Source organism: Cupriavidus sp. FW305-27, assembly GCF_058787995.1.
In genome coordinates, this window is the sequence record NZ_JBYTAG010000031.1 from 1 (window position 1) to 15174 (window position 15174).

Sequence of the window (15174 nt, forward strand, 5' to 3'; positions counted from 1 at the left end):
GGCTTGGGATCGAGGGTGGCAGCGGGCATGGAAGGCGAAGAAGGCTGGGCTGGCGCACGGGGGCATGGCGGTGCCGGCGCGGGTCAGTCGGGGCCGGCCTTGCTGCGCTGGCCGGCGTGAGACGGCCATTATGCCAAATGACGTGGGGATTACTGGCGCACGGTGGCGTCGGAAGCCGCGGCCGCTTCGGTGGCGACCTCGGCTGCGGATGCCGGTGCGGCGAGCGCTGCCGGTGCCGAGGCGGCCGGCGCCGAGGCGGCGGTCACGGCCGCGGGCGCGGAGGCCGGTTGCGCCTGGGCTTCGCTGGCGGGCTTGCCGGCAGCGTGGCCACTGCGACCCGCTGCGGCGCTGGCCGTTTTCGGCTCGCGGTGGAACTGGCGGCTGGTTTCGCTGGGCAGGCGCTTGCCGCTGGGCAGCGCGCTGACAGCGCCGGGGCGGCGCGGCACGTGGTCGGTGGCGGCCAGCTTCTTTTTCTGCTCTTCAGGCAGCTGCTGGTACTTGTCCCAGGCCTCGGCCTTTTTCTCGGCGGGCAGCGAGCGGGTGATCTGGTAGTTCTCGCGCGCCAGCCGGCGTTGCTGCGGGGTCATCTTGACCCATTCCGCCATGCGCGCCTGCAGCCGGGCCTGCTCGGCCGGGGAGAACTTGGGGTAGCGCTCGGCGATGCGCAGCCACTTGTGGCGGTTCAGTTCCGGCAGGCTGTCCCACAGCGGCTGCAGCGGGGCCAGGATGCGCTGGTTGACCGGGCTCAGATCGGCCCAGGCCGGCCGGGCATTGGTTGCCTGCGCGGCCGCAGGCGCTGTCACCGCCGAAGCCCCCTGGGCATGCGCCGCGGGCGGCAGCAGGCCCCAGCAGGCGGCTGCGCCGGCACCGGCCAGCAGCGCGGCCAGCCGGCGGCGCAAGGCGTCGGGGTGGAATATTGCGCGCGCCATGCTATTGCCCGCGCTTCAGGAATACGTGGAAGCCCTCGTCGGCGTAGGCCGTGGGCGGCAGGTCGTCGAGCAGCATGGCGGCGTCGATATCGGCCAGTTCCTCGATGCGCTTCTGCTCCTGCCAGTGATAGATGCCGATCAGGCCGGCGGCCAGCGCCACCAGCGTCCAGATCAGGCCAAGGCGGCGCAGCCAGGCGCCGGCGCGGTACAGCGGGGAGCTGTCTTCATCAAACAGCGGGACGTGCGCGCCGGGCATGGCCAGTTGCGGGACCAGCACGGGCGCCTCGGCCTTCTTGCGGGCGACCGCCATCCGGCGCGCAGCGGCGAGCCTTTCGGTGATGTCGGCCGGCAGGTCGTCGGTGCCGGCATCGAGTGCCGCCCGAATCTCTTGGGCAAACCGGCGTTCGCGGATTTCTTTTTCGTTTCTGCTCATAGTCGGACCCCCCGTGCGCGCAGGGCCTGCGCAAGTGTATGCGTGGCACGGGAACAGTGCGTCTTGACGCTGCCTTCGGAGCACCCCATTACGGCGGCGGTTTCAGCGACGTCCATATCTTCCCAGTAACGCATCAGGAATGCCTCGCGTTGACGCGTCGGCAGGCGCTGGATTTCCTGCTCGATGATGTGCATGACCTGGGCGCGCTCGACCTTGTCGGCGCTGCTTTCGGCCGATTCGGAGCCGGCCTGTGCCTCCAGCGTCTCAAGCAGGTCATTGTCGTCGCCGTCGCGGTCGTCGCGCAGACTGGAAAACAGCGAGACCCAGGTGTTGCGCACCTTCTGGCGGCGGAACCAGTCGTGGATGGTGTTCTGCAGGATGCGCTGGAACAGCGGCGCCAGCTCGGCGGCGCCTTTGTCGCCGTACTTCTCGGCCAGCTTGATCATGGCGTCCTGGACAATGTCCAGCGCGGCGTCGTCGTCGCGGACCGCAAATACGGCCTGCTTGAAGGCGCGGCGCTCGACGCTGGCAAGAAAATCGGACAGTTCCTGGTCGGTGGCCATTCGGGCGGTTGCGGCTCGTTGCTGCGGGACAAATGCCCGGTTCTGGTGAATGTGCTGCGTACGGCCCGTGGCACATTCGAGGTGCTGCGATGCTAGCAAAAAAACGACCCCCTGTACCACTTTGTATTGCTGCAAATACATTGCGGCGCGCAAAAAATCCGCCGCAACTCCGGAAAATCCCTCATGCGCAGGGCAAAAACAACCGTAGACCGCGCTGGTGCATTGCAGTATCATCGTCGGTTCACACGACATCAGTGGTTGTCTCATCCGGCCGCTTATGAGGCGGTCTTCCATGCAGACGCGCACCGCTTGAACCCGAGCCACAAGCCCGGCAGAGAGCATCCAAACAATTTTTTGCCGAAAATTGCAAAGGACTGAAATGAACATGCCCAGCGCGGAATTCTCCCACGCAGACAGCAATTCATCTGCCGCACCCGAAATGATCGGGGCGGAAATTCTCGTTCACGCACTTGCCGAAGAAGGCGTCGAGTACGTCTGGGGCTACCCCGGCGGCGCAGTGCTGTATATCTACGACGAGCTCCACAAGCAAACCAAGTTCGAGCACATCCTGGTGCGCCACGAGCAGGCCGCGGTTCATGCCGCAGACGGCTATGCACGGGCAACCGGCAAGGTGGGCGTGGCGCTGGTGACCTCCGGTCCCGGCGTGACCAATGCCGTCACCGGTATTGCCACCGCGTACCTCGACTCGATCCCGATGGTGGTGATCACTGGCAACGTGCCGACCCACGCCATTGGCCAGGACGCCTTCCAGGAGTGCGACACGGTCGGCATTACCCGCCCGATCGTCAAGCACAACTTCTTGGTGAAGGACGTGCGCGACCTCGCCGCGACCATCAAGAAGGCGTTCTTCATTGCCGCGACCGGCCGTCCGGGCCCGGTGGTGGTGGACATCCCCAAGGATGTCTCGCGCAATGCCTGCAAGTACGAGTACCCCAAGTCGATCGACATGCGCTCGTACAACCCGGTGAACAAGGGCCACTCGGGCCAGATCCGCAAGGCCGTGGCCCTGCTGCAAGGCGCCGAGCGTCCGTATATCTACACCGGCGGCGGCGTGGTGCTGGCCAATGCCAGCGACGAGCTGCGCCAGCTGGCGGCGCTGACCGGCCACCCGGTGACCAACACGCTGATGGGCCTGGGCGCGTTCCCCGGCACCAGCAAGCAGTTCGTCGGCATGCTCGGCATGCACGGCACGTATGAAGCCAACATGGCCATGCAGAACTGCGACGTGCTGATCGCCATCGGTGCCCGCTTCGACGACCGCGTGATCGGCAACCCGGCGCACTTCACCTCGCAGGCGCGCAAGATCATCCATATCGACATCGATCCGTCGTCGATCTCCAAGCGCGTCAAGGTCGACATCCCCATCGTCGGCAACGTCAAGGACGTGCTGCAGGAACTGATCGCCCAGATCAAGGCCAGCGATATCAAGCCCAAGCGCGAAGCGCTCGCCAAATGGTGGGAGCAGATCGAGCAATGGCGTTCGGTGGACTGCCTGAAGTACGACCGCAGCTCCGAGATCATCAAGCCGCAGTACGTGGTGGAAAAGATCTGGGAACTGACCAAGGGCGACGCCTTTATCTGCTCCGACGTCGGCCAGCACCAGATGTGGGCCGCGCAGTTCTACAAGTTCGACGAGCCGCGCCGCTGGATCAATTCCGGCGGCCTGGGCACGATGGGCGTGGGCCTGCCGTACGCAATGGGCATCAAGAAGGCGTTCCCGGAGAAGGAAGTCGTCACCATCACCGGTGAAGGCTCGATCCAGATGTGCATCCAGGAACTGTCGACCTGCCTGCAGTACGACACCCCGGTGAAGATCTGCTCGCTCAACAATGGCTACCTGGGCATGGTGCGCCAGTGGCAGGAGATCGAGTACGACAACCGCTACTCGCACTCCTACATGGACGCGCTGCCCGATTTCGTCAAGCTGGCCGAGGCCTACGGGCACGTCGGCATGCGCGTCGAGAAGACGTCGGACGTCGAGCCGGCGCTGCGCGAGGCGTTTCGCCTGAAGGACCGTACCGTGTTCCTGGACTTCCAGACCGATCCCACCGAAAACGTCTGGCCGATGGTCCAGGCGGGCAAGGGCATTTCCGAAATGCTGCTCGGCGCGGAGGACCTGTAATGCGTCACATCATTTCGGTCCTGCTGGAAAACGAACCGGGCGCGCTGTCGCGCGTGGTGGGCCTGTTCTCGGCCCGCGGCTATAACATCGAGACGCTGACCGTGGCACCCACCGAGGATGCCTCGCTGTCGCGCATGACCATTGTCACCTCCGGCTCGGATGACGTGATCGAGCAGATCACCAAGCACCTGAACCGCCTGGTGGAAGTGGTCAAGGTGGTCGACCTGACCGAAGGCGCGCACATCGAACGCGAGCTGATGCTCGTCAAGGTGCGCGCGGTGGGCAAGGAGCGCGAGGAAATGAAGCGCACCGCCGACATCTTCCGCGGCCGCATCATCGATGTCACCGAGAAGACCTACACCATCGAGCTGACCGGCAACGGCGTCAAGCTCGATGCGTTCCTGGACGCCATCGACCGCACCGCCATCCTCGAGACCGTCCGTACCGGCGGCTCGGGCATCGGCCGCGGCGAGCGCATCCTGAAGGTCTGACCGGGCCCCGGCTCACCCATACGGCTTCACGCAGCATCCCCGGGGCGGCGCGATCCGGACGCACACGATGCGTCCGAGGATGCCGCCCCCCTCATACAAAAGACAGAGATTGAAGGAATCATCATGAAAGTGTTTTACGACAAGGACGCCGACCTCTCCCTGATCAAGGGCAAGAACGTCACCATCATCGGCTATGGCTCGCAGGGCCATGCCCACGCGCTGAACCTGAAGGATTCGGGCGTCAATGTGACGGTCGGCCTGCGCAAGAGCGGCGCGTCGTGGAACAAGGCTGCCAACGCCGGCCTGCAAGTGAAGGAAGTGGCCGAGGCCGTCAAGGGTGCCGACGTGGTCATGATCCTGCTGCCGGACGAGCAGATCGCCGACGTGTACAAGAACGAAGTGCACGACAACATCAAGGAAGGCGCGGCGCTGGCCTTCGCCCACGGCTTCAACGTGCACTACGGTGCCGTGATCCCGCGCGCCGACCTGGACGTGATCATGATCGCGCCGAAGGCCCCGGGCCACACCGTGCGCGCGACGTACACGCAAGGTGGCGGCGTGCCGCACCTGATCGCCGTGCACCAGAACAAGTCCGGCGCCGCCCGTGACATCGCGCTGTCGTACGCCACCGCCAACGGCGGCGGCCGTGCCGGCATCATCGAGACCAACTTCCGCGAAGAAACCGAAACCGACCTGTTCGGCGAGCAGGCCGTGCTGTGCGGCGGTACCGTCGAGCTGATCAAGGCTGGCTTCGAAACCCTGGTGGAAGCCGGCTACGCGCCGGAAATGGCCTACTTCGAGTGCCTGCACGAACTGAAGCTGATCGTCGACCTGATCTACGAAGGCGGCATCGCCAACATGAACTATTCGATCTCCAACAACGCGGAATATGGTGAGTACGTCACCGGCCCGCGCGTGGTGACCGAAGAGACCAAGAAGGCGATGAAGCAGTGCCTGACCGACATCCAGACCGGCGAGTACGCCAAGAGCTTCCTGCTGGAGAACAAGGCCGGCGCCCCGACGCTGATCTCGCGCCGCCGCCTGACGGCCGAGCACCAGATCGAGGAAGTGGGTGCCAAGCTGCGCGCGATGATGCCGTGGATCGCCAAGAACAAGATGGTCGACCAGTCGAAGAACTAAGCTGCATCGCTGACTGATGGCCCGCGCCGCACGGCGGCGGGCCGAAGCCGTTCAGCGTTCCGTGCCACGCCCTTCTATTATCAGAGGGGAGTCGCGGGACCTGAACGGCTTTTTGTTATGCTTGTCAGACTTTGGGCAAGGCGTGCATTATCCTGCTCCGCGACCACGGGGGCGCCGCCCGATGGCGGCTATTGCCGCCGCCGCGCCGCCTTGCCATGGTCTTGTATCCACCGACACCTGTACTGCATGAACTATCCTCATCCGCTGATCGCCCGTGAAGGCTGGCCGTTCCTGGCCGGCGCCTTTGTCATCTCGCTGCTGGTGCACGCCAGCGCGGGCTTCTGGTGGGCGTTGCCGTTGTGGATCATCACGGTATTCGTGCTCCAGTTCTTCCGCGATCCGCCGCGCCCGATCCCGTCGCAGCCCAACGCGGTGCTGGCCCCCGCGGACGGCCGCATCGTCGTGGTCGAAAAGACCCAGGACCCGTACGCCGGCCGCGAGGCGCTGAAGATCAGCGTCTTCATGAACGTCTTCAACGTGCACTCGAACCGGGTCTCGGTCGATGGCGCGGTCGAGAAGGTCGAATATTTCCCCGGCAAGTTCGTCAACGCCGACATGGACAAGGCCTCGGTCGAGAACGAGCGCAATGCCGTGCTGATCCGGCGCGCTGCGGACGGCCAGCTGGTGACGCTGGTGCAGGTGGCCGGCCTGGTGGCTCGCCGCATCCTGTGCTACACCAAGGTGGGCGACAACCTCTCGCGCGGCCAGCGCTACGGCTTTATCCGCTTCGGCTCGCGCGTGGACGTCTACCTGCCGCTCGATGCGCGTCCGCGCGTGACCATCGGCGAGAAGGTATCGGCCTCGTCGACCATCCTCGCCGAACTCGACGTGAAGTGAGAGACAGCCTGACCGGAGGACAGTGATGGTTGCCTTCCATCGACGTAACAAGCGCAGCAGCAGCGGCAACGTGACCCACCTGCGGCCGTTCCGCCATAACCAGCTGCGCGGCGCCGACGACAACTTCGATGACGAAGCCGCCGACGACCACGACATCGTCTACCAGCGTCCGCGCCGGCGCGGCATCTACCTGCTGCCCAACGCGTTCACCACTGCGGCGCTGTTCGCGGGTTTCTTCGCCATCGTCCAGGCCATGAACATGCGCTTCGATGCGGCGGCCATCGCCATCTTCGCGGCGATGGTGCTGGACGGCATGGACGGGCGCGTGGCGCGCATCACCAATACGCAGAGTGCGTTTGGCGAGCAGTATGACTCGCTGTCGGACATGACCTCTTTCGGGGTTGCGCCGGCGCTGGTGATGTATGAGTGGATCCTGCATGACCTGGGCAAGTGGGGGTGGATCGCAGCCTTTGTCTACTGCACCTGCGCTGCGCTGCGCCTGGCGCGCTTCAACGCCAACATCGGCGTGGTAGACAAGCGCTTCTTCCAGGGCCTGCCCAGCCCGGCCGCCGCCGCGCTGGTCGCGGGCTTCGTCTGGCTGGTGATCGACAACAAGCTGCCGGTCAAGGAGCTGTGGATGCCGTGGGTGGCGTTCGGCATCACGCTGTACGCCGGCCTGTCGATGGTGTCCAACGCGCCGTTCTACAGCGGCAAGGCGCTTGACGTTCGCTACCGCGTGCCGTTCGGCATGATGGTGCTGGTCCTGGTGCTGTTCGTGGTGGTGTCCACCGATCCGCCGGTGGCGCTGTTCGGCCTGTTCGTGGCCTATGCGATCTCGGGCTATGTGCTATGGGCCTGGCGGGCGATGCACGGCAAGCCGGCCATCGAGAAGAAGCAGCGCGAGAACGGCGGCAAGGCTTCTTAGACGTTTCAGGCAGAAGGGCGCTCAGGCGCCCTTCATGCATTTCCGGATTCACAATTGTTTTCATGCCGCGGCCATCAAGGCGTGGCACTCTGCAGTGTTTTCCAGTCACCGTCAGGAGGATGTCATGGGCATGTTCGACTTCATCAAGGAAGCGGGAGAAAAGCTGTTCGGCACGGGCGAGGCCAAGGCCGCGCAAGAGGCCGCCGCGGCGGATGCGTCGGCGGAGAAGGTCGATGCCGCCAATCGCGCCGCGGGCGATGCGATCGAGGGCTACATCAGGAAGATGGGCCTGGATGCCACCGGGCTGATGGTGCAGGTGGACGGCTCGCAGGGGCTGGTCACCGTTTTCGGCGTGGCACCGGACCAGGCCACGCGCGAGAAGATCATCCTGTGCGCCGGCAATGTCGAGGGCGTGGACAAGGTCGAGGACAAGATGTCCGTCAACGTCGAATCCGCGGAATCGAGCTGGCATACCGTGGTCAAGGGCGACACGCTGTGGGCGATCTCCCAGGCTGCTTACGGCAACGGTGCCGAGTACAACAAGATCTTCGAGGCCAACAAGCCGATGCTGAGCCACCCGGACAAGATCTACCCGGGCCAGAAGCTGCGCATTCCGCCCAAGGGCTGATCCGTGCCGCTGGCGGGTCCGGGCAATATGGGCTAAACCCTGTATTGCACGGGCGCGCCAACTCGGCTATAGTCGCTGGCATGATTTCGCGCCAAGTTCTAATCGCCCGCACCACCCTAGGTGGCCTACTAGGCCATCAGGTCGGGACGCGCGCGCGCTAAGGACGGACTTACCCCTTAGCGCGAAATCCGCAAGGAATTTTTCCAACGCCCCGGCCTGCTCCATGCACGCCGGGGCGTTTTGCATTCCACAGCCGTGGAGCGCGGAACAGGCGGTAGGCCCCGGACGCAGCATGCCGGGGACAGCACACGACAAGCAATCAGGAGCTCCACAAAATGTCTGACAAACTCATCATTTTCGACACCACCTTGCGTGACGGCGAGCAGTCGCCCGGCGCCTCGATGACCCGCGAGGAAAAGATCCGCATCGCACGCCAGCTGGAACGCCTGAAGGTCGATGTGATCGAGGCCGGTTTCGCGGCGAGCTCCAACGGCGACTTCGAGGCCATCCGCTCGATCGCGCAGGTGGTCAAGGACTCGACCATCTGCTCGCTGGCCCGTGCCAACGACAAGGACATTGCCCGCGCCGCCGAGGCGCTCAAGCCGGCCAACTCGTTCCGCATCCACACCTTCATCGCCACCTCCGCGCTGCACATGGAGAAGAAGCTGCGCATGACGCCGGACGAGGTGTACCAGCAGGCCCGCCTGGCGGTGCGCTTTGCGCGCCAGTTCACCGACGATATCGAGTTCTCGCCGGAAGACGGCAGCCGCTCGGACATGGACTTCCTGTGCCGCGTGCTGGAAGGCGTGATCGCCGAGGGTGCGACCACCATCAACCTGCCGGATACCGTGGGCTATGCCGTGCCGGAAGGCTACGCCGAGCTGATCCGCTCGGTGCGCGAGCGCATTCCCAACTCGGACAAGGCGATCTGGTCGGTGCACTGCCATAACGACCTGGGCATGGCCGTGGCCAACTCGCTGGCCGCCGTCAAGATGGCGGGCGCGCGCCAGATCGAATGCACCATCAACGGCCTGGGCGAGCGCGCCGGCAACACCAGCCTGGAAGAAGTGGTGATGGCGGTGAAGACCCGCCGCGACTATTTCGACCTCGATATCGGCGTGGATACCACGCAGATCGTGCCGGCCTCGAAGCTGGTGTCGCAGATCACCGGTTTCGTGGTGCAGCCGAACAAGGCCGTCGTGGGTGCCAATGCCTTCGCGCATGCCTCGGGCATCCACCAGGATGGCGTGCTCAAGGCGCGCGACACCTACGAGATCATGCGTGCGGAGGATGTGGGCTGGAGCGCCAACAAGATCGTGCTGGGCAAGCTGTCGGGCCGCAATGCCTTCAAGCAGCGCCTGCAGGAGCTTGGCATCGAGCTTGAAAGCGAAACCGAAGTCAACGCCGCCTTCACCCGCTTCAAGGAATTGGCCGACCAGAAGGCCGAGATCTTCGACGAGGACATCGTCGCCATCGTCTCGAACGAGGCCCAGCACGATGCCAACGAGCACTTCCGCTTTATCTCGCTGTCGCAGCGCTCCGAGACCGGTGAGCGCCCGCATGCGCGCGTGGTGTTCAGCATGGACGGCCAGGAGCAGAGCGGTGAGGGCGAGGGCAACGGTCCGGTCGACGCCACCCTGCATGCGATTGAATCACGCGTGTCCAGCGGCGCAGAGATGGTGCTCTATTCGGTGAATGCCATCACCGGCGGCACCGAGGCCCAGGGCGAAGTCACCGTGCGCCTGTCCAAGGCCGGCCGCATCGTCAACGGCGTGGGCACCGACCCGGATATCGTCGCCGCCTCGGCCAAGGCCTACCTGGCCGCGCTGAACAAGCTGCACGACAAGGCTGTGCAAAAGATCAATCCGCAGATCTGACCCAGGCCCCTGCGTAGACGGCGGAAGGCTTACCCGGCCTGAGCGTCCGGACCAGGCCCGCCATTCCCGACCCGGGGATGGCGGGCTTTTTTCATGGCTCAGCGGCGGCGCTCGTCGGGGTCGTACATCGGGTCGGGCGTGATCTGGGTCTGGCGCAGGATGCCGGCGTCGTCGAAATAGAAGTGGTACAGCGACGGCCACACGTCTTCATGGCGGAAGCGGTAGGACCAGACCTCGCGCCGCATCAGCGGGTAGTACTCGACCGGCAGGCGCGTCATGCCGAAATGCTCGGCCACATCCTGCTTGGTCCAGGTGCCGACCTGCGCCTTGTACAGTTCCAGCGTGGACAGCACATTGCTGAAGCGGGTCAGGTTGCCGTTGCGGTCGAAGTCGGCACCATAGGCGTACTGGCCCAGCGGCTGCTTGGTGTAGATCCAGCGCGAGGTACCGTCGCGCAGCTGGAACACATCGGTGGGCGGCCCGAACGCAGCCTGTACTGCGGCCTGCGGCTGGCCCACCAGCCTGGTGCCTTCCGGTACCGGCATCAGCGTGGTGCAGGCAGACAGCATGGCGGCGCCCAGCGCCAGCATGAGCCGGCGCGCGCCGTTGGCGATGACAGAATTCATGGCGAACCTCGGTCGATGCGTGGATGGTGAATACCGCAAGTGTAGTGCGGCCTCCGCGCTTGTGTGCACCGGGCGCTGCTTTTCAGTGGATCTTCCCGCAACCTGGCGCTTTCCTCGCGGAAACGGCAGTCAATGATCGGGCCCGGTGGCATTTGCCCGCAACCGGTCGCTGCCGTACTATCCTGCGCTTTCCGGGAGAGAACATGAAGGTTGCGGCACGGTGGCGTGGATGGCTGGGCGGGTTGTTGCTGGCGGCAGCGGCGGGCGCGTCGGCTCAAGAGCCGATCCGGCTGGGCATGATCGACGGGTTGTCCGGCCCGTTTGCCAACGCGGGCGAAGCCGTGACGCGCAACCTGCGCCTGGCGATCGAGCGCATCAATGCGCGCGGCGGCGTGAAGACCGCCGAGGGTGCGCGGCCCATGGAGCTGGTCACCTTTGACAGCAAGGGCAATGTCGACGAGAGCCTGATCCAGTTGCGGGCCCTGACCGACAAGCGCATTCCCTTTGTCCTGCAGGGCAACAGCTCGGCCGTGGCCGGCGCGCTGGTGTCGGCCATCAACCGCCACAATGCGCGCCAGCCCGACGCGCGCGTGCTGTTCCTGAACTACTCGGCGGTCGATCCCAGCCTGACTAACGAGAACTGCAGCTTCTGGCATTTCCGCTTTGACGCCAGTGCCGACATGCGCATGCAGGCGCTGACCGAGGTGATCCGCCAGGACCAGTCGGTGCGCAAGGTGTACCTGATCGACCAGGACTACAGCTTCGGCCACCAGGTGTCGCGCTCGGCTCGCGAGATGCTGGCGGCGCGCCGGCCGGATATCCAGATCGTGGGCGACGAGTTCCACCCGATCGGCAAGATCAAGGACTTTGCGCCCTATATCGCCAAGATCAAGGCGAGCGGGGCGGACGCGGTCATCACCGGCAACTGGGGCAACGACCTGACGCTGATGGTCAAGGCCGCACGCGAAGGCGGACTGCAGGCCAAGTTCTACACCTTCTATGGCAATGGCCTGGGCGCGCCCGCGGCGATGGGCGATGCTGGCGTGGGCCGCGTGCTGGCGGTGGCCGAGTGGCACCCGAATGTGGGCGGGGTGGCGTCGGACGCGTTCTACCAGCAGTTCCGCGTGCGCTATCCGGAGCCGAAGGACGACTACGTCCACCTGCGCATGCAGATGATGGTGGAAATGCTGGCGCGCGCGATCGAGCAGGCCGGTTCCACCGATGCGGTCAAGGTGGCGGGCGCGCTCGAGAACATGCGCTACGTCAACCAGTTCCACGAGGCCACCGTGCGCGCCGACGACCACCAGGTGCTGCAGCCGCTGTACGTGTCGGTGATGGAGCGCCAGGGCGGGGCAGTGCGCTTCGACAACGAGGGCTCGGGTTATGGCTTCCGTACCGTGCGCAAGCTCAAGGCCGCGCAGACCACGCTGCCGACCACGTGCCGGATGGAGCGCCCCTGAGCGCCAGCGCGCCCGCACGGTATTCCTGCCGCGGCTTTTCGGCTATAATCCGCGGCTGTCGTTGCCTGGCCGTTGGCCCGGTGGCGGCGGTAGCCAGTCAAGACATGGCACGACGCATGCGGCGCATCCCGCGCTGTAGCGTTCGCAAGTGAAAGGAAATCATCATGGCAGTTGCCGATATCAACAAGTCCGAAGTCATCAAGCAGTTCGCACGTGGCGCCAACGACACTGGCAGCCCCGAAGTGCAAGTGGCCCTGCTGACCACCCGCATCAACGAACTGACCCCGCACTTCAAGGCCAACATGAAGGATCACCACAGCCGCCGCGGTCTGCTGCGCATGGTGAGCCGCCGTCGCCGCCTGCTGGACTACCTCAAGTCCAACGACGCCGACCGTTACCGCGCCCTGATCGAAAAGCTGGGCCTGCGCAAGTAAGGTTGCGCCCGATGGCAGCGCGATTCCAGGGTTTGCACGGTTTCGCGTGAGGCCTCGATGCCTGCTTCAGCAATGCTGGGGCAGGCATTTTGCATTTCTGGCGGGGTGAATCGGCCTTGCCCAGAGATGCAGGCAGTTGATGGAGTGATTTTCGCTTCACGCCGCCCGGCGGACATTCTGATTCACCGGGCGCCCGTTGCAGCAAGCTGCGCAACGGAGTAAGTTGTTCTTTTTTTGTTTTCAATACCCCGGACCGGCCAAGGAAACAGGGCTTTGTGTCATTCCAGCACGGCATCGGCAACGCCGGTGCCGTGCTGGAATGGCATAGCACTTCCCTGCGACTGCGACCGGCGACCCGGCAGTTTGCCTGCGGCTGAGAACGCAGGCGTCGCAGGCCGTGCGCGTGTTATTGCGTGATTGCGCGGCCTGCACGCAAGCCAAGGAATGCACATGTCCATGTTCAACAAGATCGTCAAGGAATTCCAGTGGGGCCAGCACACGGTCCGCATGGAAACCGGCGAAATCGCCCGCCAGGCCGGCGGTGCCGTGCTGGTCGATGTGGAAGACACCGTGGTGCTGGCGACCGTGGTCGCCGCCAAGAACCCGAAGCCGGGCCAGGACTTCTTCCCGCTGACCGTCGACTACATCGAGAAGACCTACGCGGCCGGCAAGATCCCCGGCGGCTTCTTCAAGCGTGAAGGCCGTCCGTCGGAAAACGAGACCCTGACCTCGCGCCTGATCGACCGTCCGCTGCGCCCGCTGTTCCCGGAAGGCTTCTACAACGACGTCCAGGTGGTGATCCACGTGGTGTCGCTGAACCCGGAAGTGCCCGCTGACATTCCCGCGCTGATCGGCGCGTCGGCCGCGCTGGCCGTGTCGGGCATCCCGTTCAACGGCCCGGTTGGCGCCGCGCGCGTGGGCTACAAGGATGGCCAGTACCTGCTCAACCCGACCCGCTCGCAGCTCGCCACCTCGGACCTGGACCTGGTGGTCGCCGGTACCGAGCGCGCCGTGCTGATGGTGGAATCGGAAGCCAACCAGCTGTCGGAAGACGTCATGCTGGGCGCCGTGGTCTATGGCCATGAGCAAATGCAGATCGCGATCAACGCCATCCATGAGCTGGTGCGCGAAGGCGGCAAGCCCGAGTGGGACTGGGCCCCCGCCGCCAAGAACGAGCCGCTGATCGCCAAGGTCACCGAAGTTGCGCTGCCGCTGCTGCAGGAAGCCTACCAGCTGCGCCAGAAGTCGGCCCGCAGCCAGAAGCTGAAGGAAGTAAACGCCAACGTGGCGGCCGCGCTGGCAGCCGCCGGCGTGGAAGCCGACAAGGTGGAAGTCGGCAACATCATGTTCGACCTCGAAGCCAAGATCGTGCGCGGCCAGGTGCTGGCCGGCGAGCCGCGTATCGACGGCCGCGACACCCGCACGGTGCGCCCGATCGAGATCCGCTCGTCGGTGCTGCCGCGCGCGCACGGCTCGGCGCTGTTCACCCGTGGTGAAACGCAGGCGCTGGTGGTGGCCACGCTCGGCACCAAGAGCGACGAGCAGATCATCGACGCACTGGCCGGCGAATACCGCGACCGCTTCATGCTCCACTACAACATGCCCCCGTTCGCCACCGGTGAAACCGGCCGCGTGGGCAGCCCGAAGCGCCGTGAAATCGGCCACGGCCGCCTGGCCAAGCGCGCACTGATCCCGGTGCTGCCGAAGGACGATGAATTCGCCTACACCATCCGCCTGGTTTCGGAAATCACCGAATCCAACGGCTCGTCGTCGATGGCTTCGGTCTGCGGCGGCTGCCTGGCGCTGATGGACGCCGGCGTTCCGGTCAAGGCACACGTGGCCGGCGTGGCCATGGGCCTGATCCTGGAAGGCAACAAGTTTGCCGTGCTGACCGACATCCTGGGCGATGAAGATCACCTGGGCGACATGGACTTCAAGGTGGCGGGTACCGACAACGGCATCACCGCGCTGCAGATGGACATCAAGGTCCAGGGCATCACCAAGGAGATCATGCAGGTCGCGCTGGCGCAGGCCCGTGAAGGCCGCCTGCACATCCTGCACAAGATGCAGGAAGCGATGGGCCACGCCCGCACCGAACTGTCGGCGCACGCTCCGCGCATGATCACCATGAAGATCCATCCGGACAAGATCCGCGAAGTGATCGGCAAGGGCGGCTCGACCATCCAGGCGCTGACCAAGGAAACCGGTACCACCATCGACATCCAGGAAGACGGCACGATCACGATCGCGTCGACCTCGACCGACGGCATGGCCGAAGCCAAGCGCCGCATCGAGGGCATCACCGCGGAAGCCGAAGTGGGCAAGATTTACGCCGGTACCGTGCTGAAGCTGCTGGACTTCGGCGCCATCGTCAACATCCTGCCGGGCAAGGATGGCCTGCTGCACATCTCGGAAATCGTCAACGAGCGTGTCAAGGACATCAAGGACTGGCTGAAGGAAGGCCAGCAGGTCCGTGTCAAGCTGATCCAGGCTGACGAGAAGGGCCGCCTGCGCCTGTCGCTGAAGGCCGCGCTGACCGAAGAGGGCGGCAGCATCAGCCCGATCAACGCCGGCGAAGCCGCCGCGCCGGCGGCTCCGGCCGAAGGCTCGGAACAGCAGTAAAGCCAG

At 64.9% G+C, this 15174-nt stretch carries 14 protein-coding genes; 10 read left to right on the top strand and 4 right to left on the bottom strand.

Features of this window, described 5'->3' with window-relative positions:
- Positions 1–149: 149 nt before the first annotated feature.
- Genes AC3WRI_RS16380 through AC3WRI_RS16390 form a run of 3 tightly spaced genes read right to left on the bottom strand, consistent with a single transcriptional unit; the run spans position 150 to position 2312 of the window.
- Positions 150–929: a DUF3106 domain-containing protein gene (locus tag AC3WRI_RS16380; RefSeq protein ID WP_492293597.1), complete on the bottom strand. Its 780-nt coding sequence runs from the start codon at positions 927–929 to the stop codon at positions 150–152.
- Between the two features lies 1 nt (position 930).
- Positions 931–1362: a DUF3619 family protein gene (locus AC3WRI_RS16385; protein ID WP_011614851.1), complete on the bottom strand. Its 432-nt coding sequence runs from the start codon at positions 1360–1362 to the stop codon at positions 931–933.
- Complete coding sequence (locus AC3WRI_RS16390; RefSeq protein WP_439668658.1) at positions 1359–2312, bottom strand: RNA polymerase sigma factor; 954 nt, start codon at positions 2310–2312, stop codon at positions 1359–1361. The genes AC3WRI_RS16385 and AC3WRI_RS16390 overlap by 4 nt, the downstream gene beginning before the upstream one ends.
- Here AC3WRI_RS16390 and AC3WRI_RS16395 point away from each other — a divergent pair.
- The 7 genes from AC3WRI_RS16395 (at position 2305) to AC3WRI_RS16425 (ending at position 10026) form a co-directional block, all read left to right on the top strand.
- Positions 2305–4068 carry an acetolactate synthase 3 catalytic subunit gene (locus tag AC3WRI_RS16395; RefSeq protein WP_041687231.1) on the top strand — a complete coding sequence of 588 codons (1764 nt, stop codon included), beginning with the start codon at positions 2305–2307 and terminating at the stop codon, positions 4066–4068. The two genes, AC3WRI_RS16390 and AC3WRI_RS16395, sit on opposite strands and share 8 nt — an antisense overlap.
- Positions 4068–4559 (top strand): acetolactate synthase small subunit, encoded by a 492-nt coding sequence (gene ilvN / locus AC3WRI_RS16400; RefSeq protein WP_010809144.1) that lies wholly within the window; start codon positions 4068–4070, stop codon positions 4557–4559. Before AC3WRI_RS16395 ends, ilvN begins: the two co-directional genes overlap by 1 nt.
- A 123-nt stretch (positions 4560–4682) precedes the next feature.
- Complete coding sequence (gene ilvC / locus AC3WRI_RS16405; RefSeq protein WP_010809143.1) at positions 4683–5699, top strand: ketol-acid reductoisomerase; 1017 nt, start codon at positions 4683–4685, stop codon at positions 5697–5699.
- Between the two features lie 246 nt (positions 5700–5945).
- Complete coding sequence (locus AC3WRI_RS16410) at positions 5946–6596, top strand: phosphatidylserine decarboxylase (protein WP_010809142.1); 651 nt, start codon at positions 5946–5948, stop codon at positions 6594–6596.
- 25 nt (positions 6597–6621) lie between these two features.
- On the top strand, positions 6622–7521 hold the full coding sequence (gene pssA / locus AC3WRI_RS16415) for a CDP-diacylglycerol--serine O-phosphatidyltransferase (RefSeq protein ID WP_010809141.1): 900 nt from the start codon (positions 6622–6624) through the stop codon (positions 7519–7521).
- A 124-nt stretch (positions 7522–7645) separates the two neighbouring features.
- On the top strand, positions 7646–8149 hold the full coding sequence (lysM, locus tag AC3WRI_RS16420) for a peptidoglycan-binding protein LysM (protein WP_010809140.1): 504 nt from the start codon (positions 7646–7648) through the stop codon (positions 8147–8149).
- A 335-nt stretch (positions 8150–8484) separates the two neighbouring features.
- Positions 8485–10026 carry a 2-isopropylmalate synthase gene (locus AC3WRI_RS16425; RefSeq protein WP_010809139.1) on the top strand — a complete coding sequence of 514 codons (1542 nt, stop codon included), beginning with the start codon at positions 8485–8487 and terminating at the stop codon, positions 10024–10026.
- A 98-nt stretch (positions 10027–10124) separates the two neighbouring features.
- On the opposite strand, the gene AC3WRI_RS16430 is transcribed toward AC3WRI_RS16425, so the two are convergent.
- The gene (locus tag AC3WRI_RS16430; RefSeq protein ID WP_010809138.1) at positions 10125–10652 is read right to left on the bottom strand and encodes a hypothetical protein; all 528 of its coding nucleotides are present in this window, start codon (positions 10650–10652) and stop codon (positions 10125–10127) included.
- Positions 10653–10855: 203 nt separating this feature from the next.
- Here AC3WRI_RS16430 and AC3WRI_RS16435 point away from each other — a divergent pair, with 203 nt between their 5' ends.
- From AC3WRI_RS16435 to pnp, 3 genes are all read left to right on the top strand, one after another.
- Entirely contained in the window at positions 10856–12112 is a 1257-nt protein-coding gene (locus AC3WRI_RS16435; protein ID WP_492293599.1) for a branched-chain amino acid ABC transporter substrate-binding protein, read from the top strand.
- 164 nt (positions 12113–12276) lie between these two features.
- Complete coding sequence (gene rpsO, locus AC3WRI_RS16440) at positions 12277–12546, top strand: 30S ribosomal protein S15 (RefSeq protein ID WP_010809136.1); 270 nt, start codon at positions 12277–12279, stop codon at positions 12544–12546.
- Positions 12547–12996: 450 nt separating this feature from the next.
- Complete coding sequence (gene pnp / locus AC3WRI_RS16445; protein WP_011614853.1) at positions 12997–15168, top strand: polyribonucleotide nucleotidyltransferase; 2172 nt, start codon at positions 12997–12999, stop codon at positions 15166–15168.
- Positions 15169–15174 lie beyond the last annotated feature (6 nt).